The 25,307-nt window shown below is 49.7% G+C and carries 7 protein-coding genes; 1 reads left to right on the plus strand and 6 read right to left on the minus strand.

Translation table 11 applies throughout. The features are described from left to right. Nucleotides 1–5: 5 nt before the first annotated feature. The 6 genes from ESE_RS0111055 to gnd form a co-directional block, all read right to left on the minus strand. Nucleotides 6–7,394 (minus strand): mucin-binding protein, encoded by a 7,389-nt coding sequence (locus ESE_RS0111055; RefSeq protein WP_010375301.1) that lies wholly within the window; start codon nt 7,392–7,394, stop codon nt 6–8. Beyond that, nucleotides 7,391–8,152: a KxYKxGKxW signal peptide domain-containing protein gene (locus tag ESE_RS0111060; protein ID WP_080553247.1), complete on the minus strand. Its 762-nt coding sequence runs from the start codon at nt 8,150–8,152 to the stop codon at nt 7,391–7,393. The genes ESE_RS0111055 and ESE_RS0111060 overlap by 4 nt, the downstream gene beginning before the upstream one ends. A 211-nt stretch (nt 8,153–8,363) precedes the next feature. Next, a complete protein-coding gene (locus ESE_RS0111065; RefSeq protein ID WP_010375305.1) occupies nt 8,364–14,315 on the minus strand; it encodes a mucin-binding protein in 5,952 nt (1,983 codons plus the stop codon). A 113-nt stretch (nt 14,316–14,428) separates the two neighbouring features. Beyond that, nucleotides 14,429–21,679 (minus strand): KxYKxGKxW signal peptide domain-containing protein, encoded by a 7,251-nt coding sequence (locus ESE_RS0111070; RefSeq protein WP_010375307.1) that lies wholly within the window; start codon nt 21,677–21,679, stop codon nt 14,429–14,431. 581 nt (nt 21,680–22,260) lie between these two features. Further along, nucleotides 22,261–22,968 carry an FGGY family carbohydrate kinase gene (locus tag ESE_RS0111075; protein ID WP_010375308.1) on the minus strand — a complete coding sequence of 236 codons (708 nt, stop codon included), beginning with the start codon at nt 22,966–22,968 and terminating at the stop codon, nt 22,261–22,263. Between the two features lie 359 nt (nt 22,969–23,327). Next, nucleotides 23,328–24,236, minus strand: a complete 909-nt coding sequence (gnd, locus tag ESE_RS0111080; RefSeq protein ID WP_010375310.1) for a phosphogluconate dehydrogenase (NAD(+)-dependent, decarboxylating) — start codon at nt 24,234–24,236, stop codon at nt 23,328–23,330. A 209-nt stretch (nt 24,237–24,445) separates the two neighbouring features. Between gnd and ESE_RS0111085 the strand changes: the two genes are divergently transcribed. Further along, the gene (locus tag ESE_RS0111085) at nt 24,446–25,288 is read left to right on the plus strand and encodes a MurR/RpiR family transcriptional regulator (RefSeq protein WP_010375313.1); all 843 of its coding nucleotides are present in this window, start codon (nt 24,446–24,448) and stop codon (nt 25,286–25,288) included. The last annotated feature ends 19 nt before the right edge of the window (nt 25,289–25,307 follow it).

Genomic DNA, 25,307 nt, shown 5'->3' on the forward strand with positions numbered 1-25,307 from the left:
TTAATTTACAAAACCTTTTTCAAAACCACACCAGCTGTCGCCAACAAGCTTAGCAAACCAGCAATCGTTAGCCAGTATTCTTGTTCAAAACCAGTTTCTGGCAACGTTGCTGCTGAAACTGAATTGCCTTCGCTAGTTACCAATGGGTGCTTCGCTGCCGTAATCACTGGCGTTGATGGTGCACTAGCCGTCGTCGTCATACCCGCTTGCGTCGGTTGTGCAGCTGCGACTGGCACCGGTGCTGGTGCGACAGCATGCTTAGCACTTACCTTCGCAACTGGCTGTACTGCTGACTTAGCTGGCACATGCTTCACAACTGGTTGCTGCTTAACCGGACGCTTTGGTTGCACGGTCGTAACCGGAATTGGTTGATAGACAACCGTCACAGCAGGCAAATCACCTGGCATAGTCACCGCAACCGTTGCGATTTCAGTCGTTGACGTCTGATAGCCCGCCACTACCGGCGTTGCTTCAGCTAGCAATTCACTTGGCAACCAGGTAATAACCTGTGTCACCAAATCTTCATCCCCCGTCAAAACGGTTGCTTGCACAGTATCTGGTACGAGCTGGTGGCCATGCTGATCAACATAATGAATTGGTCGTTGCACCGTCGTTGTCACAAGACGGTGATCATGGCCTAAATGCACCACAATCGTTTGATCAGTCGTTGTGTCGTAGTCAAAGTCGATGCCACCAATTTCGTTAATCACGTGATAGTGCGGTACACCAACCAGCTTTACTGTGGCATGACTACCACCCAAGCCTGTGATTGTTGGACCGGTTTGTACAATCCGACCATCTTGGTCATCATCCACGTACACTACGTGAGCCTGTTGTTGCTGTGGTGTGTAGTGCACCGTCACATCTTGAACGTCCGTTGGTGACGTGATGGTCACCGCTGCTATCTGGCGTTGATCGGCGGTAAAGCCCGTCATCGTTGGTGTATCAACTGCACCTATTGTCACCGGTTGCCACGTTACCTGACCTGTAATCAAATCCATTTGACCATGCAACGTCACTTGTTGCGTCACCTGCTTTGGCGCTGGATAGCCATTGCTCGTTTGGTAACTAACATTGCGGTTAACTGCTACAACCACTGTCCCAACATCATGCGTCAAATGAATTGTAATTGTTTGATCGTGATTATCATCATGATCAAAGCCTTGGGCATCCTGCATATCAACTGATGCAATATCATAATTTGCTAATTCAATTGGTTGGAAGTAAACATCTTCATCCGAACGGCCAATGACGTCCGCGCCATGTTGGACAACTGCACCATGCGCATCGTCATCCACGTAAACCACATGAATGCGTTGTTGATCAGCTGTATAGGTTACTTGTTCTAACCCATCAGCATCATATGACGCCTGACCCGTCACTTGACGCTGATTTGGTGTATAACCTGGTTGGGCTGGGGTCGTGACCCGTGGGAAAGTAACCACGCCCGTTTTGGCATCGACTGTCGCACCCGTTGTCTGGTACGTTGCCTGAGTCGTTTGTTGGCCAGTTACAGCATCAACAACAATCGTCTTTGTTACGACTGCCGACTGAACCACATCAGCCAATGCCGTTGGTGCGTTAACATAGTGCACCGTGTTCGTCACCTTATGCTGTGTGACTTGCACAGCTGAACCGTGCGCTAAGGTCACTACTACATCAGCCGCACCAGTCGCACCAAAGGCAACCTGACTCGGCAAAGTATCCGGTGCGACATAGCCCGCCGTTACATACTTCGCCACCACATCCGGCAAACTCGTCAACGGTACAGTTGCATCCGTCACCCCTGACACTGGATAACTAGTTAACGTTTCACCCGTTACCGCATCACGCACAATCACATGCGTCATTTGCACATCGGGCTCATACGTCACGGTCGTTTGACCTGCTTGCTGTTGCGGTGTTAATCGGCCGTTAACCGTTGATTGCGTCACCGTATAGCCTGGTTTAGCTGGTACGGTCACTGTTTTAAACGTCACCGTCCCATCAGTCGCAATCGTTGCATCACCCGTGATGGCATAGGCTGGCGCTTGATCCGTCAATACCGCTTTCGTGACCGCATCGACAACGACAGTCTTCGTCACGGTCGCTGTTTGTGTGGCCACAACCACTGGCTGGCCATTTGGTGCAGTTACAGCATTGACCGTATAGTGAACCGGATAACTGCTTTGCTGGGTCGTTGTACCGTGATCCAAGCGTACCGTCACCTGCTGTGATGTCGCATCATCCGTGTCATAAGTAGCTGGCCAATCACCTGCGTCAACAATCACGTAACCGGTCGCCTTTAAATTGGCCAGTGTCTTATTGGCTGTTGCCGTATCAATCTTTGCATCACTGCGCCCATTAATCGTGACCGTTGCAACCGTCTTGTCACCATTAACATCAACATAGTGCACAATCACGGTTTGCATATCAGGCGTGTACACTACCGTATTGTTCGCCGTAGATTGTTGCACCGTTACTTGTTGGTGCACATTCTGCTGACTAGCTGTATACCCTGCCACCGCTGGTGAATCCACCTGGGCGAACGTGACTGCGCCGGTTGCCTCGTCAATCGTGGCTGGCGCATCAGCCGGTACCGTATACGTTGACGCCACCACCTGGTTCGTTACCAGATCCCGGGTATCAGTCCGGGTTACCGTCACGTGTTGCGTCGTCATTGGTAACGTTACCCCTTGATAATTAATCGTATTTGTCATATCAATTGGCGTCGTTTCCAGCTTCGTCGCATGACGTAACGTCACTTGGAACGTTTGCTGATCATCTGTGGCCGGCGTAAATAGCGTCCCTGCCACTAGTTCCTGATCGGAAACAACTTCATAACCCTTCTTAATGTACGCCTGCAAGGCCTGCTCAACAGTTGCAAAGGAAATTGTGTCACCAGTTTTACCTGCTAAGTTAATTGCTGGCAAGTCCTTGCCCGTTGTTTCATCATGAATCGTGACCAGCGCAGTCTGTTCCGCTGGCGTATAAGTTACTACCGCAGTCGTCGTTGGATTATCAAAACTAGCCGTCGCCGTGACCTGCGTTGGATTACCTGTGTAGCCTGGCATACTTGGCGTCGTGACCGGTGCAAACGTAACAGCCCCAGTTTTCGCATCTACGCTAGCTGCTGCGTTCTCCGTTGCTAGTGCATACTTTGGTGCTTGGTAACCATCATATTTAGCAGCATTCGCCGGCAAAATTTCATCGCCCGTTACCGCATCCACCGACTGTGTCTTTGTCACTTCCGCTGACACAACTTGGTCCGGTACCTTAGTCGTTGTTCCTTGATAGATAATTGTGCTACTGATTGGCTTCGTATCCGTTGTGGTTGTAACGCCATGCTTAAACACAATCTCATACAACTGTGACGGTACACCATCACCATCGTCTTGTGCATCAAAGCTTGCCGTCGGTGGGAAGGCATTCGTTACCAACACATAGCCAGCCTTCTCCAAGGCCGCAATTTGTGCTTGCACTTCAGTTTGATCCATGGCGCCATCAGTTTCACCCTTGAGATAAACCGTCGTAATCACACGATTATCTGCCATGGCATCCGTAAACGTAATTTGCGCGCGTTGTGGCTTGGCGTCATATTGTACGACTTCATTAACGTTCAAATTATCAAACGTGGCAACCGCATCAATCCGATCAGGTTTCGCGGTATAGCCGGCCTGTGGCTTGGTTGGGATTGTCTGATAGGTAATGACACCTGTTGTGCCATCAACCGTCGCGACCGCATCATTACTACCGGTGAAGCGTTCGGCTTGATAAGCGGTGCCGTACTTGTCAGCATCCGTCGCTTGAATTTCGCGTCCTGTCACATCATCAACACTATACGTCCGGGTCACATCAACCGTTTGTGTAACTGGATCAATCACAGTCGGCGCACCGATATATTTGATTGTGTTCGTTGATGTCCGCGTCTCACTTTGCTGGCTCACATGGTGCGTCACCGTCAACGTATACGGTTGATCGACGGTATCATCAGTATCAAACGCTTGTTGCAACAATGGCTGTAAGGCGTCGGTCACATCGTAGCCCGCGGCCTTTAGCTTATCAAGATACGTTTGTACAGCATCGGTTGGCACCGTGCTATTTGATGAGCCAGTTAACGTCATTGTCGTCAACGTATCGTGAGTAGTGGCGTCAACAATCGTGACAGTTGCCGTCTGCGTTGCTGGTGTATAGATGACAACATCATGCTTCGTAGGCGAAGTCATCGTGGCTGTTGCAGTGACCGTCTTGTGATTAGCGGTATAACCCGCTAACGTCGGTGTAATAACAGGTGCAAAGTCCACCTGACCCGTGGTCGCATCGACCGTTCCATCACCAGTCACCGTATAAGTCACGGTGGTAGCATCTTCATCCCCGGTCACATCATCAACCATCACATGTCGCATAACGATTGCCGTTTGTGTGGCAGTCGGCGCTTTTGTCGTCCCGTCTGCTGTTTGATAGACAACCGTATGGGTTAGTGTCACAGATTTTGTCGCTTCGTGTTGTTGGTGACCCAACGTCACGACAATCGGCGACATAACTTCCGTCGGCATAACAGTTGGTGCCGTCGTCAAACCATTATCCGTCACCGTATAGCCACGGCTCGTCAAATCAGCAAGCGCCTGCGTCGCTGGTGTCTTATCCAACGGACTGCCGGCTTGACCTGCTAGTGTGACTGTCTGTAAGACCTCCCCTGTTACGGCATCTTTAATAATAACCGCCACCGTTCGGGCCAATGAAGCGTATGAAACCGTGGTGCTTGTATCACCTTGGTCAAACGTGGTTTCACCAGTCACCGCGGTTAGATTTGGCGCGTAACCTGCTACGTCTGGTGTCGCGACCGACGTAAAGGTAACCTGACCATCTTCGCTCACCGTTGCCGTCGCATCAGAAACAGCATAGGCTGGCGCTTGATAGTCTGGATACTGACTCGCAGCTGTAGCTGAAATCGGCTCACCGGTATACTGATCAACCGCGTATGTCTTAGTTACCGTGACCGTCTGCGTCTTATCAGCTGGTGTGTTAGATCCCGCACCCGTGTAATGAATGGTATTTGTCAGTTGTTTCTTAACCGATGCCACCGTCACACCATGCACAAAATGCAAGGTGATTTGCTGGTCTGTGGCATTATCTGTATCAAAGGTTTGCCCCTGTAATACCTGGTCGTTAGCTGGCAATGCCTGTAGACCAGCTGTTACTAGGTCAGCCTGTTTAGTTTGAACAGCTTGCCAATTTGGCGTGCCATTCGATGGCCCAGTAACTGTGACCGTGCCTAACGTCTGACCCGTTGTATCATCGATTAACGTCACCACGATTCGTTGCGTAGTTGGGACGTACGTAACTTGTTGCACTGCTGTCGTGGCTTGACCTAACTTAATCTTGCCTGTAACCGTCGTGGTATCCGCTTGATAGCCAGCAACCGTTGGCGTTGTAACTGGTGCAAAAACCAATTGACCAGCATTATCAATCGTTGCACCCTCTGCCGTTGCAACTGGTGCAAAATAATCATCACCGTACGACTTGGCGTCTGTCGTTGTAATCACGGATGACGTCACCAAATCAATTGGCGATGTTGTGGTCACTACCGCGCTTGTCACCGCGTCGCTTGGTGTTTGTGTCCCTGCACCTGTGTATGTCACCGTATTCGTGTAGGTTTGGCTCGCCGTTGCTGAACCAACCGCGTGGCGCAGTACCACCTGATACGTTTGTGTCGTCGCGGTATCACTGTCAAAAGTGGCACCTGCCGTCGTTGGATTCGTCGTGACCAAGTAGTGAGCTGTTTCATATTGGTTTACCAACTGCGCGACATTGTCAAAATCAATCGCCGTTGCGGTTGATCCTGTCAAATTGACCGTATTCAACGTCTTACCTGTGGTGGCATCAACAATCGTCACCGTTGCTTTTTGGGTATCAGGCGTATAGGCCACTTGGAATGTCATATCTTGTTGTGCAATCGCTGGATTGGCCGCAATTGCCTTGGCTAGCGAGGGATAGGTTTTCCCGTTGACTGCGACCGTCAATTGATAACCGGGAACCGTTAACTTCTGATCTGTCTGTGTGAAACTAGCGGTCGCGGCCTGCTTCACCATTACCTGTTCTGCGACCTGACTGCCTGGCCGATTAGTGGTCGTTAGCTTCGCTGTAATCCATTGTGCATCTGTGGTCGCTGCATCAGCCGCCCCGGTCGCCTGGGTCACTTGTAACAACGCATTATTAACCAACGTGGCCAAATTACCAGGTGCCGCCGTATCAACTAGCGCATCATTGCTCTTGAGCGCATTCACCGCGCTCGTAATCACCGCAACTTGTGACTTAGCATCTGCCAAATCGTGCGCTAATGATTGATTCGTGGGATTAGCAGCGACCATTGACTGTAGCTGCTTAATTGCCGTACTTGCGCGCAAACTCTGGTTAGTCAGCACCGTCTGTTGATCGGCAATATTTGTGTGGGCCGCACTTTGCAACACCGTCAATGCAGATGAGGCCGCCGCTTGACCAACCGCTACTGCTGACAAAGCCGCACTTGAGTCTGCTACGGCCGCCGCTGATTGTGAGTTTGTCAGGGACATTAATGACGTAATGTCCTTCGCCTTGGCACCAGAGACCATAATGGCTGATTCATTCTGGGCAAACGCACTGCCTAAGCTTTGCAATTCTGCCAAGTTGCTTTGTGCCTGACTGTAGGCCGACGCAATTGAGCGATAATAACTACCCGCACTAGCCGATACTGGTCCGAGCAACGTTTGCCAAGCATTCAATTGATCGACCGCTGAACTTGCGGCAGTGATAGCGGCTGAAATCGCGTTCGCTTGCTGGTATAGCTGCACGGCTGCAGATGACTGCACGAAATCAGATGGCATCACGTTACCCGCCGTATTGGCTGCGCTTGCTACCGCCGTATACAAACTATTCGTCATACTAGCAGCTGCACTAACGCTCTTCATAGCCGTCGATAGTGCACTGGCGTTTGATACGTTTGCAACTGTCGATTGGGCTACCTGTAGTTGTGAGGCCACCGAAGCCAAAGAACTTTGTAAATTAGCCACTGAACCGGCTGCGCCTAAAGCCGTCACCATGTTGGTCAAATTAGAAAAGAAGCCACCACCAGTAAAGGCACCGAACAGATTACTAATGGCCGTTGAATTCAAGGCGTTTTTAGTGTCCGCGGCGGCCGATGAAGCGTTCGCCACGTTCAACACGGTTCCAGCTCCGTTCGCCAAAGCCCCCATCTTGGCCGTGTCTAATGAAATGGCTGAACTCAAAGTCGTTAACGTCGAAACGGCGCTCGAAAAAGCCGCACTGTTCTGCAGCGCGTAAGCTGAACTAGCTGCTGCCATGGCGGCAGCTAATGACGTGGTCACGCCATTTAATTGACCCAATACCGAGTTAGCTTGCGATACAGTTGACGTCAACGCGGGCGGTTTGAAGCCAAACTAACCAATTGCGAATAGTAAGAAGACGCCGTTTGCTCGTCATATTGAATTTGCTTTGACAAACTCGTGGCGTCATTAGAAACCGCTGATGACGCCGTTACTGGTGTCGCTGCCAATTTCTGTGTCACCGTCACGATTTGATGACTGGCTTGGGCTGAAGCAGACAGCGATGCCAGTTGCCCTGATTCCAAACTGCTACCAGCTGGTACATCAATCACAACTTCAGCTGATGAAGCTGTTTTTTCTGAAGCGCTTTGTGCGGTCACACTGATAGACTGACTGCTGCTTGAAACCTTGGCAGCGACTGAAACGCTCGCTGAAACACTTGGCGTCACTGAATTCGACGACACCGCACTTGAACGAACCGTCTCGCTAGCTTGACTGCTAATGACTGACGAGCCTTGTAGGCTTGTGCTTGACGATACTGCGACTGATGATGACACAGTGCTGCTACTCATCGACACACTGTTGGTTGTCACTGACGCCGTTGTCCCACTAGTCGATGTCTGCGACAAAACAACCGATTGTGCCACACGCACACCGGCTGCTGAACTCGTCATATTCGTTGCTTCACTTGCTACAACAGGCGCTGCATCGGCTGACACAACTTGCCCCCCGAATGCCATGGCCGTTGCCCAGACCGCACCGGCAACTACCCAACTTTTCCCTGACTTATATAGCTTTTTACGTAAAAACCGCTTTGCCGTGGCGGTTTTAGGCATCTCTACTCTTTTCATTTCCCAATTCCCCAATTTCTTAAATCGCTATTCGCTTCTAAAAAGAAAGTGTTCTCAACCCGATATTATAGCATTTTCCGGAAGGCATTATGAAAAAAGCGTGGTACGCCAGCGGTACACGGGAAGCAATGTTAGCCAAAATGAAAAGTCGCTAACCCACCAGTTGGTAGATTAGCGACTTTCGTCTTAGTCATTGCTGACCGATTATTGTTTACTTATCCTCTTCTTCACGCTTACGACGCTTAGCAGCGACGAACAGCAATGAAGCTGAGAACAGGAAGATTCCCAATGCCGTCAAACGCCAGTCATCCGTGTAGCCGGTGTATGGTAACAACCCGCTACGTTGGACTGGGGCATTCGTTGGCACAATTGTGTTACTTGGTGCGACATATGGCAACACACCACCAGACTGTGGCGCAACTGGTGCTGTTTCACCACTTGACGTCACTGGCGTCGCAACCGGTGCCGATGCTGCTGGCGTTTCCGTCGGCACTGACTTACCTTCAGCCGTTGCAATCGCGGCTTCAAGTGCCTTCACCGCGGCCAGAATATCTGCCGTCAAATCGTTGGTACTATCCTTACCAGCTGCATCCATAATTGCTTGCAAGTGAGCCAAAGCGGCTTGCACTGCTGGATCGCCAGCAACAGCTGTATTTTGAGCCGTTGTCACCGCATCGTGACCGGCCTTATTGGCATTTGCCCGAGCAGCATTCGCAGCATCCAATGCGGTTTGCAAAGCCGCCGTCGCCGCTTGAATATCCTTAGCCGTCGACTTTGGATCATCCAAGACCGCTTGCAACTTGCTAATCGCATCAGCAACCGCTGGTTCGTGTGAGACTGGCGCCGTCTTGCCTAACAAGTCATTGGCTGCGGCGGCAGCCGTTGCACGTTCACTAGCTGATTGTTGCACAGCCGCTTGCAGCGCCTTCATTGCGGCTTCAATATCAGCCGTCAAATCATTAGCGCTGTCGGTCGCAGCAGCGGCCATGACATCTTGCAAATGCTTAATCGCAGCTTGTACCGCTGGATCAGCTGATTGGTCAGATGCTTGCGCCGTCTTAATTGCTTGCGTACCAGCTGTATCAGCCGTCGTTCGTGCCTTGTTCGCCGCATCAAGTGCCGTTTGCAAAGCTGCCGTCGCCGTTTCAATATCTGTTTCGGATGCCGTTGGGTCATTGACCACTGCCTGCAATTGCTTGATGGCTTTAGCAACATCCGCTTCATGTGAAACTGGCGCCGTCTTCGTCAACAAATCATTAGCCGCATCAACCGCCGCTTGGCGACCGCCGTCTGCCGTGTTAACAGCAGCTTGCAATGCCTTCATCGCGGCTTCAATATCAGCCGTCAAATTCGTGGCGCTATCCTTAGCCGCCGCTGCCATCACGGCTTGCAAACGACTCATGGCATCTTGCACGCCCTTGTCCTTAGCTGCTGTCGTGTTCTTCGTTGCATCAAGCAACTTTTGACCGTCTGTATTAGCCGTGTCACGAGCCGTTTGAGCTGGTGTCATGGCGTCCTGCAACGCCTTCGTGGCCGCTTCAATTGTCTCTGCTGAACTTGATGCATCTTGCAAGATCTTCTCAAGGTCGGCAATTGCCGTCGCAACCGCTGGCTCGTGTGAAATTGGAGCCGTCTTACCTAGCAACGCATTGGCTGCATCACGGGCAGCTTCAATATCACTGTTGGCTGCTGTGAAAGTATCTTGCAACGCCTTTGTCGCTGCTTCGATATCAGCCGTTAGATCTGTTGCACTATCCTTAGCCGCTGCAGCCATCACATCTTGCAACTTCTGCACAGCATCTTGTACCGCCTTATCGGTGTAGGCTGGTGCGCCCTTAACCAAATCAACTAGGCTTGTACCAGCTGTGTTTGCCGCGTTACGGTCAGCGCCGTCCGCTCGCAAAGCGTCACGTAGCGTCGCTGTCGCATTCTCAATCGCAGCCGTCGTCGAAGTTGGATCATCCAACAACTTTTGCAAGGCATCCTTCGCTGAGGCAACCTTGGCTTCGTTTGACAATGGGGCCGTTTGCGTCAACAAATCTGTTGCGGCATCGCGGGCCGTATCACGCGCTTGGTCAGCTGTCTGAACAGCATCTTGTAGCGCCTTCGTGGCTGCTTCAATGTCAGCCGTCAACGCATCGGATTGATCAGCAGCTGCCGCATCTTGCAACTGTTTCAAAGCTTGCTCAGCGGCCGCAACCGTTGGTTCTGACGCCAATTCACTCGGTACATCTGCAACAGCTTGGTCAGCAGCGGTATTGGCCGCATCACGCTTCTCATTTGCATCAGCTACGGCTGTTGTCAGCGCTGTCGTCGCATCGGCAATTTCCTTAGCGGTCGACTTTGGATCATCTAATAACTTTTGCAAGTTCGAGATTGCGTCAGCCACTGCTGCTTCATTCGAAACAGGTGCCGTTTGGTCCAAAGCTGTTTGCGCATCTGTGCGGGCTTGCTCTTGGTTAGCTTGCGCCGTCTCTTCCGCCGTCTGCAACGCTGCAATTGCACTCGTAATATCCTTCGTCAACGCCGTGTTCGTATCCGTGGCCGCAGCTGTCATGATATCTTGCAAATTCTTGATTGCTGCAACAACGCTCGGCTCATCCGATTGATTAGATGCTTGGGCTAGCTTAATTGCCGCGTCACCATTTGTATTCGCCGTATCACGCGCTTGCTTGTCAGTTGCTGTTTGATCACGTAATGCCTTCGTTGCGGCTGTAATTTCAGCTTGAGTTGCATTTGGATCTTTCAAAACCGCTTCCAAATTATTCAACGCTTGCGCCGTACCTGGTTCATTCGATACCGGGCTTGTGCTTGCAATGGCAATCGCCGCATCCTTACGCGCTTGTTCTTGTGCATCCTTGGCATCCGCCACCGCCTGCTCCAACGCCTTTTGTGCGTCGATGATATCCGCCGTCAAAGCATTGGCATCATCATTTGCAGCCGCGTCCATCACATCTTGCAAGTGCTTCAGTGCGTCTTGTACTGCTGGTTCATCCGCTTGCTTACTATTTTGCGCATCTGTCATCGCATTTTGTGCATCGGTGTTCGCCGTTGTACGCTCCGCCTTAGCATCACTGGTTGCATTCAGCAAATCTTGCGTGGCTTGCTTAATATCATCAGCCGTTGATGTGCTATCGGCCAACAAGGCATCCAAAGCATCCTTAGCAGCTTGCACAGCTAGCTCATTTGAGACCGGTGCCAAGTCTGCCAACGCATCTGCCGCGTTATCACGTGCTTCCGCTTGATCCTTGGCAGCTTGCGTCACGGCCGTTCGTAAGGCATCCAAAGCATTCGCAATATCAGCCGTTAAGGCATCTGGCGAGTCAGTTGCCGCTTCATCTTGCAACTCTTGCAACGCATCCAAAGCGGCCTGAACAGCTGGTTCTTCACGTTGGTTCGAGTTAGCAACCTTGGTCTCATACGCATCCGCCTGCTGATTGATGGTATCACGCTTCGTCTGTTCAGCCGTATTCGCTGCGATCAAGGCGTCGGTCGCCTTTTCAATATCAGCTGTTGAAGAACTTGGATCTTGCAGCAGCTGATTCAAGGCGTCACGGGCCTTCGTCACAGTCGCCTCGTTAGAGACCGGTTGTGAGTCAACAATCGCTTGGGCCGCTGCATCACGAGCTGCCTGTTGATTTTGCTTAGCCGCTTCTTGCGCAGCCGCCAAATCATTAATCGCTTGCTTAATATCATCTGTCAACGCATCCGATGAATCGGCAGCTGCCTTAGCTTGCACGTCCTTCAAGTGTTGAATTGCTTCTAGAACGCCTGGCTCAGTCGCCTGATCTGACGTTTCAGCTGCTGACACCGCATCATGGGCTTGCGTATTCGCCGCATCACGATCGACTTGATCAGTCGCCGTCGCCGCTGTTAACTTTTCGGTCGCTTCCTGAATATCTGCCGTGGTTGCAGCTGGATTATTCAGGACATCTTGCAAGTTTTGAATCGCATCCGCTGTGGCCTGTTCATGTGAAACTGGTGCAGTCGCATTCAATGCATCTTGGGCCGCTTGACGCGCATCCCCTTGATTATCCGCGGCTTCCGCAATCGCATCTTGCAAATTCTTAATCGCGTCGCGAATATCTTGTGTCAAGGCGTCTGGGTTATCTGTCTTCGCTTGATCAACCAAATCTTGCAAGGCTTGTTCAGCCGCTTGCACACTTGGTTCATCCGATTGATTTGAACCTTGCGCATTCGTAATTGCCGTCGCTGCATCTTGATCGACTGCCGCACGTTGATCAACCGCCGTCTCAGTTGCAGTCCGCAATGCTTGCGTCGCGTCGTTAATCTGGTCAGCTGTGGCCGTTGGATCGTTCAACACGTTATTCAACGCATCAATCTTGTCTTGTACACCCGGCTCATACGTGACCGGCGTCGTTTCATTCAACGCCTTCGCCGCATCAGCGCGAGCCGCATCTTGGGCCCCACCAGCATCAGCAACAGCATCCTTCAACGCTTGCGTAGCTTGCGCGATATCATCGGTCAAGGCGTTAGGATCACCAGTCTTCGCCGCATCAATCAAATCTTGCAATTTCTTGGCCGCATCGATTACCGATTGGTCATTCGCTTGATTTGACTGACTGGCTGACGTGATTTCATCCTGAGCCGCTTGATTAGCCACATCACGGTCAGCCTTTGCATCAGCGACAGCCTTGTCATACGCATTCGTTGCATCAACAATCTGTTCTGGCGTGCTGTCTGGGTTATTCAGAATATCCGTCAACTGTTGCTTAGCATCAATCACGCTGGTTTCATTTTGAACCGGCGTATTATCTTGATTCAATGCAGTATTAGCGGCGTCCTTTACCGCATCGACAACCGCTTGTTGGGCATCGGTAATGTCCTGGGTCGTGCCTTCGTTGTTGGCCGCGTTCTTCACTGCATCCGCCAACTTCGCAACAGCATCCTTTACTGCATCATCCTGACTAGCCGCAACCTGATCCGTAATCGTATCAGCTGCTTGGTTAGCTGCATCACGATCTTGCTTGGCTGTATCAACCGCGTCTTGCAACGCTTGCTTAGCTTGGTCGATAGCTTCCGTCGTTGACGTTGGGTCATCCAGCACATCGTTCAACGCATCTTGCTTCGCTTGCACGTCTGCCTCTTGCGCAACTGGTGCCGTATCAACCGCCTTCGCTTCTGCACGTGCAACGGCATTCTCCAGTGCATTTGTCGCATCCGTAATGGCTTGACTAGTGCCGGTGTCAGCATCCCCAGCAGCGATAGCATCACGCAAATCTTGCATGGCATCCGCCACGGCTGGGTCCGTTGCAACCGCTGTTGTATCATCTGACGCCAACGTATCGTTAGCCGTTGTTTTGGCTGCATCACGATCTTGCTTAGCTTGATCAACCGCATCTTGCAACGCCTGCTTGGCTTGGGCCACATCAGCGTCGCTCGCTGTTGGATCCTTCGCCAAATCATCTAATTGTTGCTGTGCGTCCTTTACCGCTGTTTCTTGTGAAACTGGCGCAGTTTCAACGGCTGTCAACGTCACCGTCTTCGTTGTCGTATTACCCGTTGCATCCTTCACTGTAATCGTGACATCGCGTGAGACGCCATCTTCAGCAACTTGCGCGGCAATCGTCTCATAATCAGTTGTCGTCACACTGGTTCCGTACTGCTGATTATCAGTCGTATCAAAGCCAACTGCCGCTAGGAAATCAGCTTCTGTTGCCGGCATGCCTGACTTCGATGAGACAAGTTCGTCCTTCGTCGTCGTAATCGTTGGCGCTTGCACATCACGGTAGACGTAACGCACCTTTTGGTCGACGGCCGTATCGTTGTCGAAATTAGCCGCGTCCGCTTGGTTTTGAACTACCAATTGGTAACCCGCAATTTTTTGATCCGCTTGCAACGACGCGTCGTCATAATTAACCGTCTCGTTCGTCACACCTGTCAAAGTATGACTTTGCACCTTGGTATCCGTTGTCAACGTTCGACCAACTTCATCAACGAATTCAACGACTACCTTTTGAGCCAATGGTGTGTATGTCACAACCGTGTTTTGCGTTGGTCCATCCGTATCGGCCACCGTATCATACGTCAACGTGTAAGTTGCTGACTTCTCATCGGCCGCAATCGTCCAAACGATACCTGGTGCATCAGTGACACTTGTAATCTTGTAACCAGTTGGTGCGTTAAACGTCCCCTTAACCACTTGTTCTGACTTACCATTTAGCGTCTCATCAGATTGTGGGAAGGCTGGCGTGTTGGGCGAACCATCCGCATATTGTTGCTTAATTGTCGCACTTTGATCAGCCGCAATATACGTTACCGTAAAGTTCTGGGCTTCTGTATCTTGCGCTGATCCATTATTCGTGCGTCAAAGATTGGATTTGCGGCCAAAGCTTTCGCCATCGTGTCGTAAACCTCACCATCAGGTCCGGTTACCGTGTAACTGTACCCTGCCTTAGTCAATTCACTATCTGAGAAGCCTTGTGGTAACGTGATATCCTCAGCCGTATAGCCCTGCACTGGCGTCATCTTAGCCGTCACAGTTGTTGGCCAAGTTGGCACGTTAATCTTAAACATTGCCACTTGTTCAGACTTGCTTAGCGTAATGGTCGTATCTTGCGTTTGCTCATCCGTGCCTGACGCATCCGTATTCTTCGAGTTATCGTACGTTCCCGTTACGTTAACCGTCTTACCATCATTACTAATCTCAGTTGTCATGCCTGAGGCGGCCGCTGCACTACCACTTGCTACGTAGTATCCGGCTGGCGTTGTGTACTCATACGCATATGATTGGTTAGTCTTGGCATTCTGCGTGTCAACAACACTCGTCGTACCATCCGGCATTGCTTGAATAACGTTTGCCGTTTGGTTATTTGGTGCAAAAGTAACCACCATATCTTGTGAATCACTATCAGTGGCACTATTACCATTCGGAGTATCATCTAGAATGACTGAATAAGTCGCTTCTTGGTGCGTCTCGTCCGTGTAAACCACATTATATGGATCACCGGAAATTGACACGATGTAGTAACCTTCAGGCGCGGTAATTGTACCCGTCTTAGAATCACCGGTCACCCCAGCTAATGGCACATCAGCTGGTACCGTTGGTGAACCAATCGCGTCGGCATAAGAGAAGCTAATATTTCCAGATTGACTAGCCGGTGCCATCCGTAGTGTGAAATTCTGCGCAGCGCTATCCGTAGCGCCCGGATTGTCGGTGTTATCAAAGGTAAAGGTAAAGTAAATTGTTTTCCCGTCCGCTGCAACACTTGCGCCACTTGGTTGGCCGTCTGCCGTAAAGTAATACCCGCTTGCCGCGCTAAAGCTAGATACAGAACCGGATCCATACACATCACCTGTCGCGCCGGCTACCGCAATCGCTGACATTGGTGCCGCCCCTGAATCAGTCATGAACGCAATATTGGCTGACTGGTAGTCTGCCTTATAGCTAACTTGGAAGGCTTGTGCACTCTTATCGGACTGCGTATCACCATTTGACGTATTGTCGTAAAGCGACTGCGCGGCCAAGGCCGATGACAACGTCGCATATGATTGCGTCGTGCCGTCCGGTCCAACAACTGATACTTGGTACGTATAACCCGGCACTGCCAATGTGCTGTCAGTCGTATTATATGAAATGGCACTGTTTGTCACGCCAGACGTTGTTTCAACGGCTGCTGCTGCTGAAATTGGTGAATCACTCGTTACCGTCAACGTACTCTCTTGATATGACGGTACTGGATTAAGAATAAATTGTTTAATACCTGAATGTTCAACGTTATCATCAACCGCATCAAATGAATTATTCGCCGCGATTGCCTCGTCCAACGTGGCATAACGGATGACATTCCCAGCTTCGTCTGTCACTAAACTATCATCAGCGTGCCTAACCGTTACATAATACGTATACCCTTGGGTCATCTCCATTGACTGCAATGTTGCATCTGTCAACTTAATACCTAGTGGCGCACCAGTATCTCCGGTGACGGTCTCCAGCACTTGGCCAGAATACTTATCATTGGTCTTCGCAACGACAACTTCGGCCGTTTGAGTAATCGCTGCATACTCAACCGTATATGTTTGTGGCGCAACGTCTGAATTCGTCGCGTTATTAGTATTGTCATACAAGCCAGCGGTTCCAGCTAACGCTGATGACAACGTTGCATACGTCTTACCATCAGGCGTCTTCACAGTGTATCGATAGCCAGCAACACGCAAAGCTGAGTCATTGGTTCCAAACGAAACTTGGCTACTCGTGACACCAGCGGCCGAATCAACCGTGACCCCACTACTAATTTGGGTGTTTCCCCCAACAACCAGGTTCGCTGATTGATAGTTGGCCACATATGACACCGTAAAGATTTGTGGATCCGCATCTGAGGCGCCACTCGCCGTATTCGTGTCGTTATACAAACTATTGGCTGCCATCGCTGCCGACAACGTACTGTAACTCGTGGTGCTGTTTGAACCCATATAAACGACATAACTGTATCCGCTCTGAGCCAACGTCGCATCAGTCGTGCTAGCAAAGGAAATTGCTTGACTAGTCACACCAGCCGCTGAACCCATTGTCAAACCAGCTCGAATTGGCGACTTATCAGCCCCGACCACGCGTGCTGCTTGACTAAGCGCGCTATAGCTAATTGTAAACATTTGGGCTTCCGCATCTGAATCCGTCGCGTTACTCGTGTCGTCAAACGTCGTGTTATTTGATTGTGCTGCGGCCAACGTGCTATACCACTCGCCATCTGGCCCCATCACACGGTAGCTGTAACCAGAGACCGCAATTTGTGAATCATTATATGCGAACGGAATTGTCTCAGCAGTCCCACCTGATGCAGTCGTCACGACACTACCCATACTAATTGGCGAATCAGACGTCACAGCCAACGATGCTTGTTGGCGATCCGCGACATAGTTCACCGTAAAGGCTTGCGCACTCGCATCATTCGCACCGGTGTTATCCGTTGCGTCATAGATACTATTTGCTGCAATTGCTGATGACAAGTCACTGTACGCCTTACCATCTGGTCCTGTTACTGTGTAGTGGTAACCACGCACATAAAGATCACCATCATCCGTATCAACGAACGTTAACGCACCACTGGTTTGACCGACTTGTGAATCGACCATGTTACCGGCGCTGATTGGCGACTTCGCATTTACTTGAATATAAGCACTTTGCTGGTCTGCCGTGTAGACGACGAAGTAAGCTTGTGCACTTTGATCAGATGATCCAACGTTTTGTGTACTATCAAAACGTCCTTCTGCGACTAAGGCCGATGACAAGGTTGCATAGCTGCTACCCATTGCCGTGTAAATATTGTATTGGTAGCCCGGCACGGCCAATTGTGAATCCGTTACATTAAACGAGATGTTACCGGCCGTTACACCTGCTGCCGAACCAACGATTGCCCCGGCACTTCTTGGGGCATTTTCATCCATTTGCAAATAAGCTGATTGATAATTAGCCCGGTATGACACCATGAAGCTTTGCACGGCGGAATCATTCAACGTCCCCAAATTATTCGTGTTGTCATAAATTGGGTTCGCTGACAATGCTGACGCCAAATTGCTATAAACTTGGCCATCCGGTCCCGTTACTGTGTACATATAACCACGGGCGTACAGGTTAGCATCCGTAATACTGAAGCTAATACTATCCGACGTCCCACCAGTGTTCGAGGCAAACTTTGAGTTAGCTCGAATTGGTGAGGTTCCCGTTACGTTCACAACAGCTGATTGGTAATCCGCCTTGTAACTCACCGTAAACTTATCTGGTGTATCATCTGCAACACCAGATGTCGTGTTGTTCGCGTTGTAGAACGAGTGGGCGGCCAAAGCTGAAGACAACGTCGTAAAGGTTGCGCTATCGCTACCATACTTCACGGTATACGTGTATCCACTCTTGGCCAATTGTGAATCCAGCGTCGTGTTTGAAGCACTCGGCGCAAAGGAGATTGCTGAACCGGTCACCCCGTTAGCTGACATCGCTGTCGAACCAGCACTAATTGGTGAACTAGCATCAACCACCACCGCTGCCGCTTGACTCATTGGTGCATAAAGCACAACGAAACGTTGGGCGTTTGTATCAGTGGTTCCGCCGTTGTTATTCGTCGCATCGTAGGTACCATTAGCGGCCAAAGCGGCGGCCAAGTTTGAGTACCAAACCGTATTGGCAGCATCGTAACCATACCCAACCGTGTACGTGTATCCTGAGACAGCCAATGTCGCATCCGTAGCACTGAAGGCCAACTTGCCACTCGTGCTACCGACGATGCTATCAACCATCACCCCACTACTAATTGGTGAATTTTGTTGCACACGAATGTACGCTGATTGCATATCTGCCTTATATGACACACGGAACGTTTGTGCCGACGCATCAGATGATGCCGAGCCATTTTCAGTAGCGTCATACAAGCTGTTTGCTTGCACCGCCGCTGACAAAGTTGCGTACGACGTTGAACCAGTTGGCCCATAAACAACGTACGTGTACCCACTCTTCGCTAACTGCGAATCCGTCGTGCTAAATGACAGTGCCCCACTCGTAACACCCGAAGCGGATGTTACAGCCGAGTTAGCCGCCACCGGTGACGCACTATCAACCACCACGTTGGCTGCTTGATACTGGGCCCGGTATTGGTACTTAATGACTGAATTACGATCGGCATCAAACAACCCATCGTCGTCAGAGTCTGATGACGGACCAATTAGGGTATACCCCGAAATCGTCAGTGGATTAGCTGGAATCTTTGCCCCAACATAACCCGTCTTGGTCACCGCTGTCGCAATTGTTTTACCATTTTCGTCATAGTAGTAGTACGTAATATTAGCCGTTTGTGGTGCATAAACGACCTTGAAACGTTGCACTTGGGCGTCAGTCGTTGCATTCGCTGCATTCGAGGTATTGTCATACTTCTGCGCAGCTACGGCTGATGTCAGCGTTGTATATGAATTAATGACACTACCCGCCGAGTTCAATACCTGCACGACATAGCTGTAACCACTTCTAGCCAACTGTGAATCCGTGGTACTAAATGAAATCGCACTGCTTGCCGGTCCATTCGTCGTTTCGTTAATCGCTGAATAACTCAAAACAGAGTTGCTTGACGTGTCCGTCGAATCCGTAAACAAAGATGCGTATTGATTAGTCTTATACGTAATTTGGAAAACTTGTGATGACGCATCTGAGCTACCACTATTGGCCGTTGCATCATAACGTGGGTGTGCCGCCACTGCTGATGACAACGTCGTGTACGCCGTACTATCAGGGGCATCCGTGCCCATGTACTTCACCGTGTACGTATAACCCGCACTGGCCAAGTTTGAATCGGTCACACCGGCAAAGGCAATTGTGCCACCTGTCGTTCCTGAAGCCGTTGCCTTCGTTGAACCGGCACTAATCGGTCCACTAGCATCGTAGCGCAACGCAGCCGCTTGGTACTGGGCTACGTAGCTAACCGTAAAGACTTGGGCTGACGAATCCGTCGTCCCTGTATTATTTGTCGCATCATACCGCGAGTTTGCGGCGACCGCTGATGACAACGTGCTGTAGTTTGAACCATTCGGTCCCTTCACCACGTATGAATAACCAGCCGTCGACAATGATGCATCCGTATATGGCAATGAAATCGTCGCACTCGTTGCCCCTAATGATGAGGCCAAAACTGAGCCGGCCTTTACCGGTGAGTTCGAATCAACAACCAAACTTGTGGTTTGCGTTGCTGGGGTGTAGTTAACCGTAAAGTACTGGTATGACGTATCACTCGACGCTTGGACACCGGCTACCTTGTTATCCGTGTTATCGAATGAATTCGCTGCAACTGCTGATGACAAGTTTGAATACGTAATGTTATCTGGACCCGTCACCGTGTAGGTATACCCTGACTTTGGCAAATTACTGTCAGTGGTACCGAAGTTAATTGCGCCACCCGTCCGGCCACCAGCTGCATCCTTATAGGTACCCGAAGACGTGGTTGCTGAATATGATCCATTCACGTAGGAATAATCACGCGTGTACAAGTACGCCCCTTGGTAATCTGGCACATACTTAACCGTCCAGCTTTGTGGTGTTGCATCAGATTGTACCCCAACTGAATTCGAGGTACTATCCCAAGCGTTGACTGATGCTGCAGCCGCAGCTGATGACATCGTCGCGTATGAACTACCCGCTTGATCCGTCACATAGTAGCTATAACCTGAGCGAACCAATGACGTATCCATAATACTGTTAGCGACACTTGTGCCACTTCCCAACGGATTTTCTTGATCAACGCTCCAGTATGACGTAATCACCGAGTTGTTACTCCACAAAGCCGGTGTGTCCGTTTGAATAATTGATTCTTGATAAGGCAACGCCGTGTACTTAATCGTAATCGTGTTGTTTGCTGCCGTTTGTGACACGGTCACATCGTTCGCTGACGAGACCCTATACCCACGAATCGTCGGTGCAGCGTAGGCATAATCTGCCGTTCCTGCCTTGGCTTGCGTTGACAGATTCGTAATTCCAATCACGTCACCAACGCCCGCCACAAAGGTCGTCGGGTCCTTAATGGCATTACCGTTAGCATCCACATACTTAACGGTCGTTGTTCCCGTCGCAAACGTTCCCGAGATATTATCAATTGAGGCAAAGTTATCCGCGGCTTTTTGTCCATTGGCTGCGTTCACACCGACTGAAAAGGCCTTCGGTGGATTAATCGTCACACCCGCTGTGTTGGTATTAACGGTCCACGTATTAGATGAATTTGCCTTATCGGTAAATGACGCCGTAATATAAGGACCGCCTCCTGGACCACCAGTTGGCCAATAAGTCAACTGGTACTTAATCGTCGTTGACCAATTCGTCATGTTGATACCCTTGGTATACAAGGCATCCGGTACTGAATTCAAAGCACCACTACTATTAGTCGTACGCAATGATCCAAATGGTCCGGCAGCTGGGTCACCAGAATTTTGGTAGAAATCCAGTCCCAAGGCCAAGGCGTTTCCAAATCCTTGGATACCCAGTCCACCACCACCATTACTCATGTTGTAATCCGTGGCCATCTTATTCGGGTCGGTTGGTGTCAAAACCAACCCCACCCAGTCTGACCAGTTACCATTACTTGGTAACTTACCATCCTGTCCACTCAAATTAGGGTGGAAGTATCCATCAATGGTGAATTTCTGCGATGCATCAAATTGACGGGTCAAATAGTAGTATCCGATTATGTTACTACCATTCGCTGTTAGCTTTGCGTATGTTTGACTTGTTGGATCAGCATATGAAGAATATTCCGCCCCCCACGCTGAACCGTTATACGTTCCTTTTCCAGCAATCGCGTCATTATCGTTAATCCCGGTTTTATTCCAAACCACATAACGGCCATTCGCATCCGCATCCGTCACTGTATCAATCGTCTGTGTCGAAGTCGTCTGCGCGGCAAATATCGCATCAACGTTCTTACTTAATCTACTCATAAATTGTGGATTGACCACCCCAACCGTCAGGGCCGTCATTCCAGCGGCAACCCAAAATTTACCGCTTTTATACATCTTCTTTCTAAATTTTGTCTCACCCATGTCAATAAACCCCGTTAAGTATTTTCTCAATCCATCATGTATGTTTCATATCTGAAACACTACCTTCACTTACCTTGAGTTTATAAGTTTATTATGAGAAATTCCTGTTTAAAAACTTGATTAATGTATTAATTTTGTATAGTTTAAAACGTTGACGCATCGACATTGGAAGGGTTTTCATACAAAACGTTTCACACTGTTAACAACTCATATATTAAAATTATATTAATTATCAATGATACATGTCGAAAATTGCGCACAAAAAAAGAGACCTCTCTCACTAAATGAGTGCAGGTCTCCCTTTGTGTCGAAACAGCCCACCACGACCGTTTCGACGTCTTCACCGTATCATGTTAACAGGCACCACCCCGTTAACAATCCCCATACTTCGAGGTGTCCAAGCCTCGAAGCGCTTTTCCTCCGATTCCGTGTGGGTCCTTCACCTCCCACGCGGAACCGTCACCGGACAGCAGGGCATCGCACCCTCCGCCAAGCGGCAGCCCTGGGCTCATCACTTCCCTGGCTAACTGCATCCCCGGTAACACACTTATTATAGCATAATGCGGTATGGCCCGCTGGCATTAACGGCGGTAAAAGGTGGTGGCTTCCGTCAAACCAGTTTGTGCGGCAACCGCTGCTAATAATGGCGTTGTAATCGCATCAGCAGTCGTCAACGTTGGCAGTTGCTCAGTTACCAAACCGGTCACGGCTAACGCTTGGATATCCCAATCTTGATGCGCCACATTGTAGAAACCAGTTCGCGCAGCGTGCGCCTCATCAACCTCGTTCAAGCCAAACAAGCGGTTCACGATAAACTCCTGGACCCCCATATAATGGGCAGCGTTCGCATAAGCCTCTTGATTTTCATTTTTTAACCACAACGTCAGCGCAAGGGGCTCAGTTGGCGTCATAGGTAATCCTGTTTTACGTTGTAATTGGCCACCAATGCCGTTAATCATCAACGCATCGACATACTTAGCCGCTCGGTTATCACCGCCTGAAATCACTTCAGTCAGCGCATTGAAGTCCGCATCCAACGCAATCCAGCCATTCGCGATGCCAGAGACAAAGTGGACTTCAGTCAAAACATCTGTATCGCCTGGTAGGCCATTATTGATCGTCGTTAACGTATCGAGTAAGGTCGTCACGATGTTATCTGGTGAGACCGGATCTGATGGGAATTCAACACCGGCATAGGCGTAGCGCGTTGTTGTTTGATTGTCATTTTCATCTGTTAAAACCGCTACGATGTTCGCAGCCGCCAAATCAAGTGTCAAAGTATATTTCATGGTATCTCAATCCTCAAAGTTAATACGTCTATTATACCCTACTCATTAAAAAACACCCGACAGAAATCTGTCGGGTGTATCTCTCACAATCTCGCCATCCATCGAAATGGATGGCTTCAATACTCAAGAATCTCACAACTTAAGCATTGGAAACACAGAGTTATTCGTGAAACGAATGAACTAAGTTTCCTGCCATGGGTGCCCCCCAATGGCAAGTACGCAGCGCCAAAGGTCGATAGGGCAACCAACAGCGGCTTCCTTAGTCACTCTGTGTGTTTAAATCTCATATTTTGTGGGTCTTCTACATCGTAGCTTTAGTAAACTTAACGTCGCACATCACACGACTGAATTGACTAAAATTACTTAGCAGCGTCCATAGCGTGTCCACCGAAGCCGTTACGCAAAGCTGAAACAACCTTACCAGTAAACGTGTCTTCTTGTAGTGAACGGTAACGCATCATCAATGACAATGCGATAACTGGTGCTGGAACTTCCAAGTCCAATGACTCTTCGATCGTCCACTTACCTTCACCAGATGAGTGCATACGACCTGAGATGGCATCCAACTTAGGGTCCTTAGCAAATTGCTCTTCGGCCAATTCCATCAACCATGAACGAACAACTGAACCGTGGTTCCACAACTTAGCAACTGCTTCGTAGTCGTAGTCGTATTGTGATGCTTCCAAAACTTCGAAACCTTCGGCGATGGCTTGCATCATACCGTATTCGATTCCGTTGTGAACCATCTTCAAGTAGTGACCTGAACCCAAACGACCAGTGTATAGGTAACCGTCTTCCAAGGCGATTGACTTGAACAAAGGCTCGATAACCTTCCAAGCTTCAGCGTCATCTCCACCGATCATGAAGTTTCCACCGTTACGTGCACCAGACATTCCGCCTGAAGTACCAGCATCGAAGAACTTGATACCAGCAGCAGTCGTGCGCTTGTTTTGCTCCAAGTTATCCTTGTAGTTTGAGTTACCACCATCGATGATGATGTCGCCTTCAACCATCTTCTCGATCAACGTGTCGATAGTTGAGTTCGTTGGAACACCGGCTGGAACCATTACCCAAACAACCTTTGGTGATGGCAATTGTGCCAACATGTCGTCCAAGTCTGATGCTGCAGATACCTTATCTGAGTAATCAGCTGCTTCCTTAACGAAGTCTGCGTTCAAGTCGAATGCAACAACTTCGTGACCGTTATCAACGGCGTTCTTTACCAAGTTCAAACCCATCTTACCAAGGCCGATCATAGCGAACTTCATTTGAGTTACCTCTTTTTTCTTGTGCTTGTTTTTTCTACAATCATTATTATAATGCAAAAGTTTTTCACTTTGCAACCCTTTTTGTTGTAAAATGTTTTCATAGGGTTTTTAGTCAGGAATATTGGAACGCACTAAAAACTATTAAACAATGGAAAAGTATGCCCATAACGGGTTAAATACATGATTAATATATTTAAAAAGGAGATAAAATGGCGCAATCCGGCTTTACACGCATTCGTTCAATGCGTGAACAACTTTCTGGTTCCGACGAAAAAGTCGCAACTTTTATCTTAGCAAACCCCGAAGAAATTCGTTCTTTAACTATTCAGGGCCTGGCAAATGCGGTTGGCCTCTCAACGGCAACCATCTCTCGTTTTGTAAAGCGCGTCGGCTTTAGCTCATTCCGTGAATTTTCACTTAGCTTGGCCGTTGTGACCCAATCAGATGATACTTTCTTTGGTGAAATCGATGAAGAAGATGATACCAGTGAAATCGTCAAGAAGGTCTTCAGCGGCGCAACCAACGCCCTTGAATCAACGGTCAATATGATTAAAACGGCCGACTGGACAACGGCAACCAAGTGGTTAGTTGAAGCACGCCGGGTTGGCCTATTTGGTATCGGTGGTTCATCCATCGTGGCTTTAAATGGTTACCACAAGTTGCTCCGCACCCCATTAGACGTTGAACAGCACCCTGACTACGACGTGCAGCTCATGCAAGCCGTCCGCATGCGCACGACTGACGTGGCCATCGTAGTTTCTCACTCAGGGCGCAATCACGATACGTTAACCATTGCGCGTCAACTTCATACCAACGGCGTTAAGATTATCGCCATTACCGCCTACCCCCAATCAGAATTGGCAAAGCTCGCTGATTTGGTATTGGCCAGCGCCGCGGAAGAAGTTAATATTCGAAGCGAATCAATGTCCTCGTTGATTGCCCAAATCACCATCATGGACAGCCTCTTCACGTTAGTTGGTGTCCAACTTGGCGACAAAACGCAACAGGTGGTTGACCATATGCGTACGGCCATTGAAGGTACCCGTGAATAATAAAAAATCTCTCTACTAC

Origin of the sequence: Weissella cibaria KACC 11862 (genome assembly GCF_000193635.1) — a bacterium.
GTDB classification, from domain to species: Bacteria; Bacillota; Bacilli; order Lactobacillales; family Lactobacillaceae; genus Weissella; species Weissella cibaria.

What these genes read in the sequence shown, in the direction of transcription:
- ESE_RS0111060 (WP_080553247.1), bottom strand. Translation starts at nt 8,152, where the DNA reads ATGAAAAGAGTAGAGATGCCTAAAACCGCCACGGCAAAGCGGTTTTTA.
- ESE_RS0111070 (WP_010375307.1), bottom strand. Translation starts at nt 21,679, where the DNA reads ATGGGTGAGACAAAATTTAGAAAGAAGATGTATAAAAGCGGTAAATTT.
- ESE_RS0111075 (WP_010375308.1), bottom strand. Translation starts at nt 22,968, where the DNA reads ATGAAATATACTTTGACACTTGATTTGGCGGCTGCGAACATCGTAGCG.
- gnd (WP_010375310.1), bottom strand. Translation starts at nt 24,236, where the DNA reads ATGAAGTTCGCTATGATCGGCCTTGGTAAGATGGGTTTGAACTTGGTA.
- ESE_RS0111085 (WP_010375313.1), top strand. Translation starts at nt 24,446, where the DNA reads ATGGCGCAATCCGGCTTTACACGCATTCGTTCAATGCGTGAACAACTT.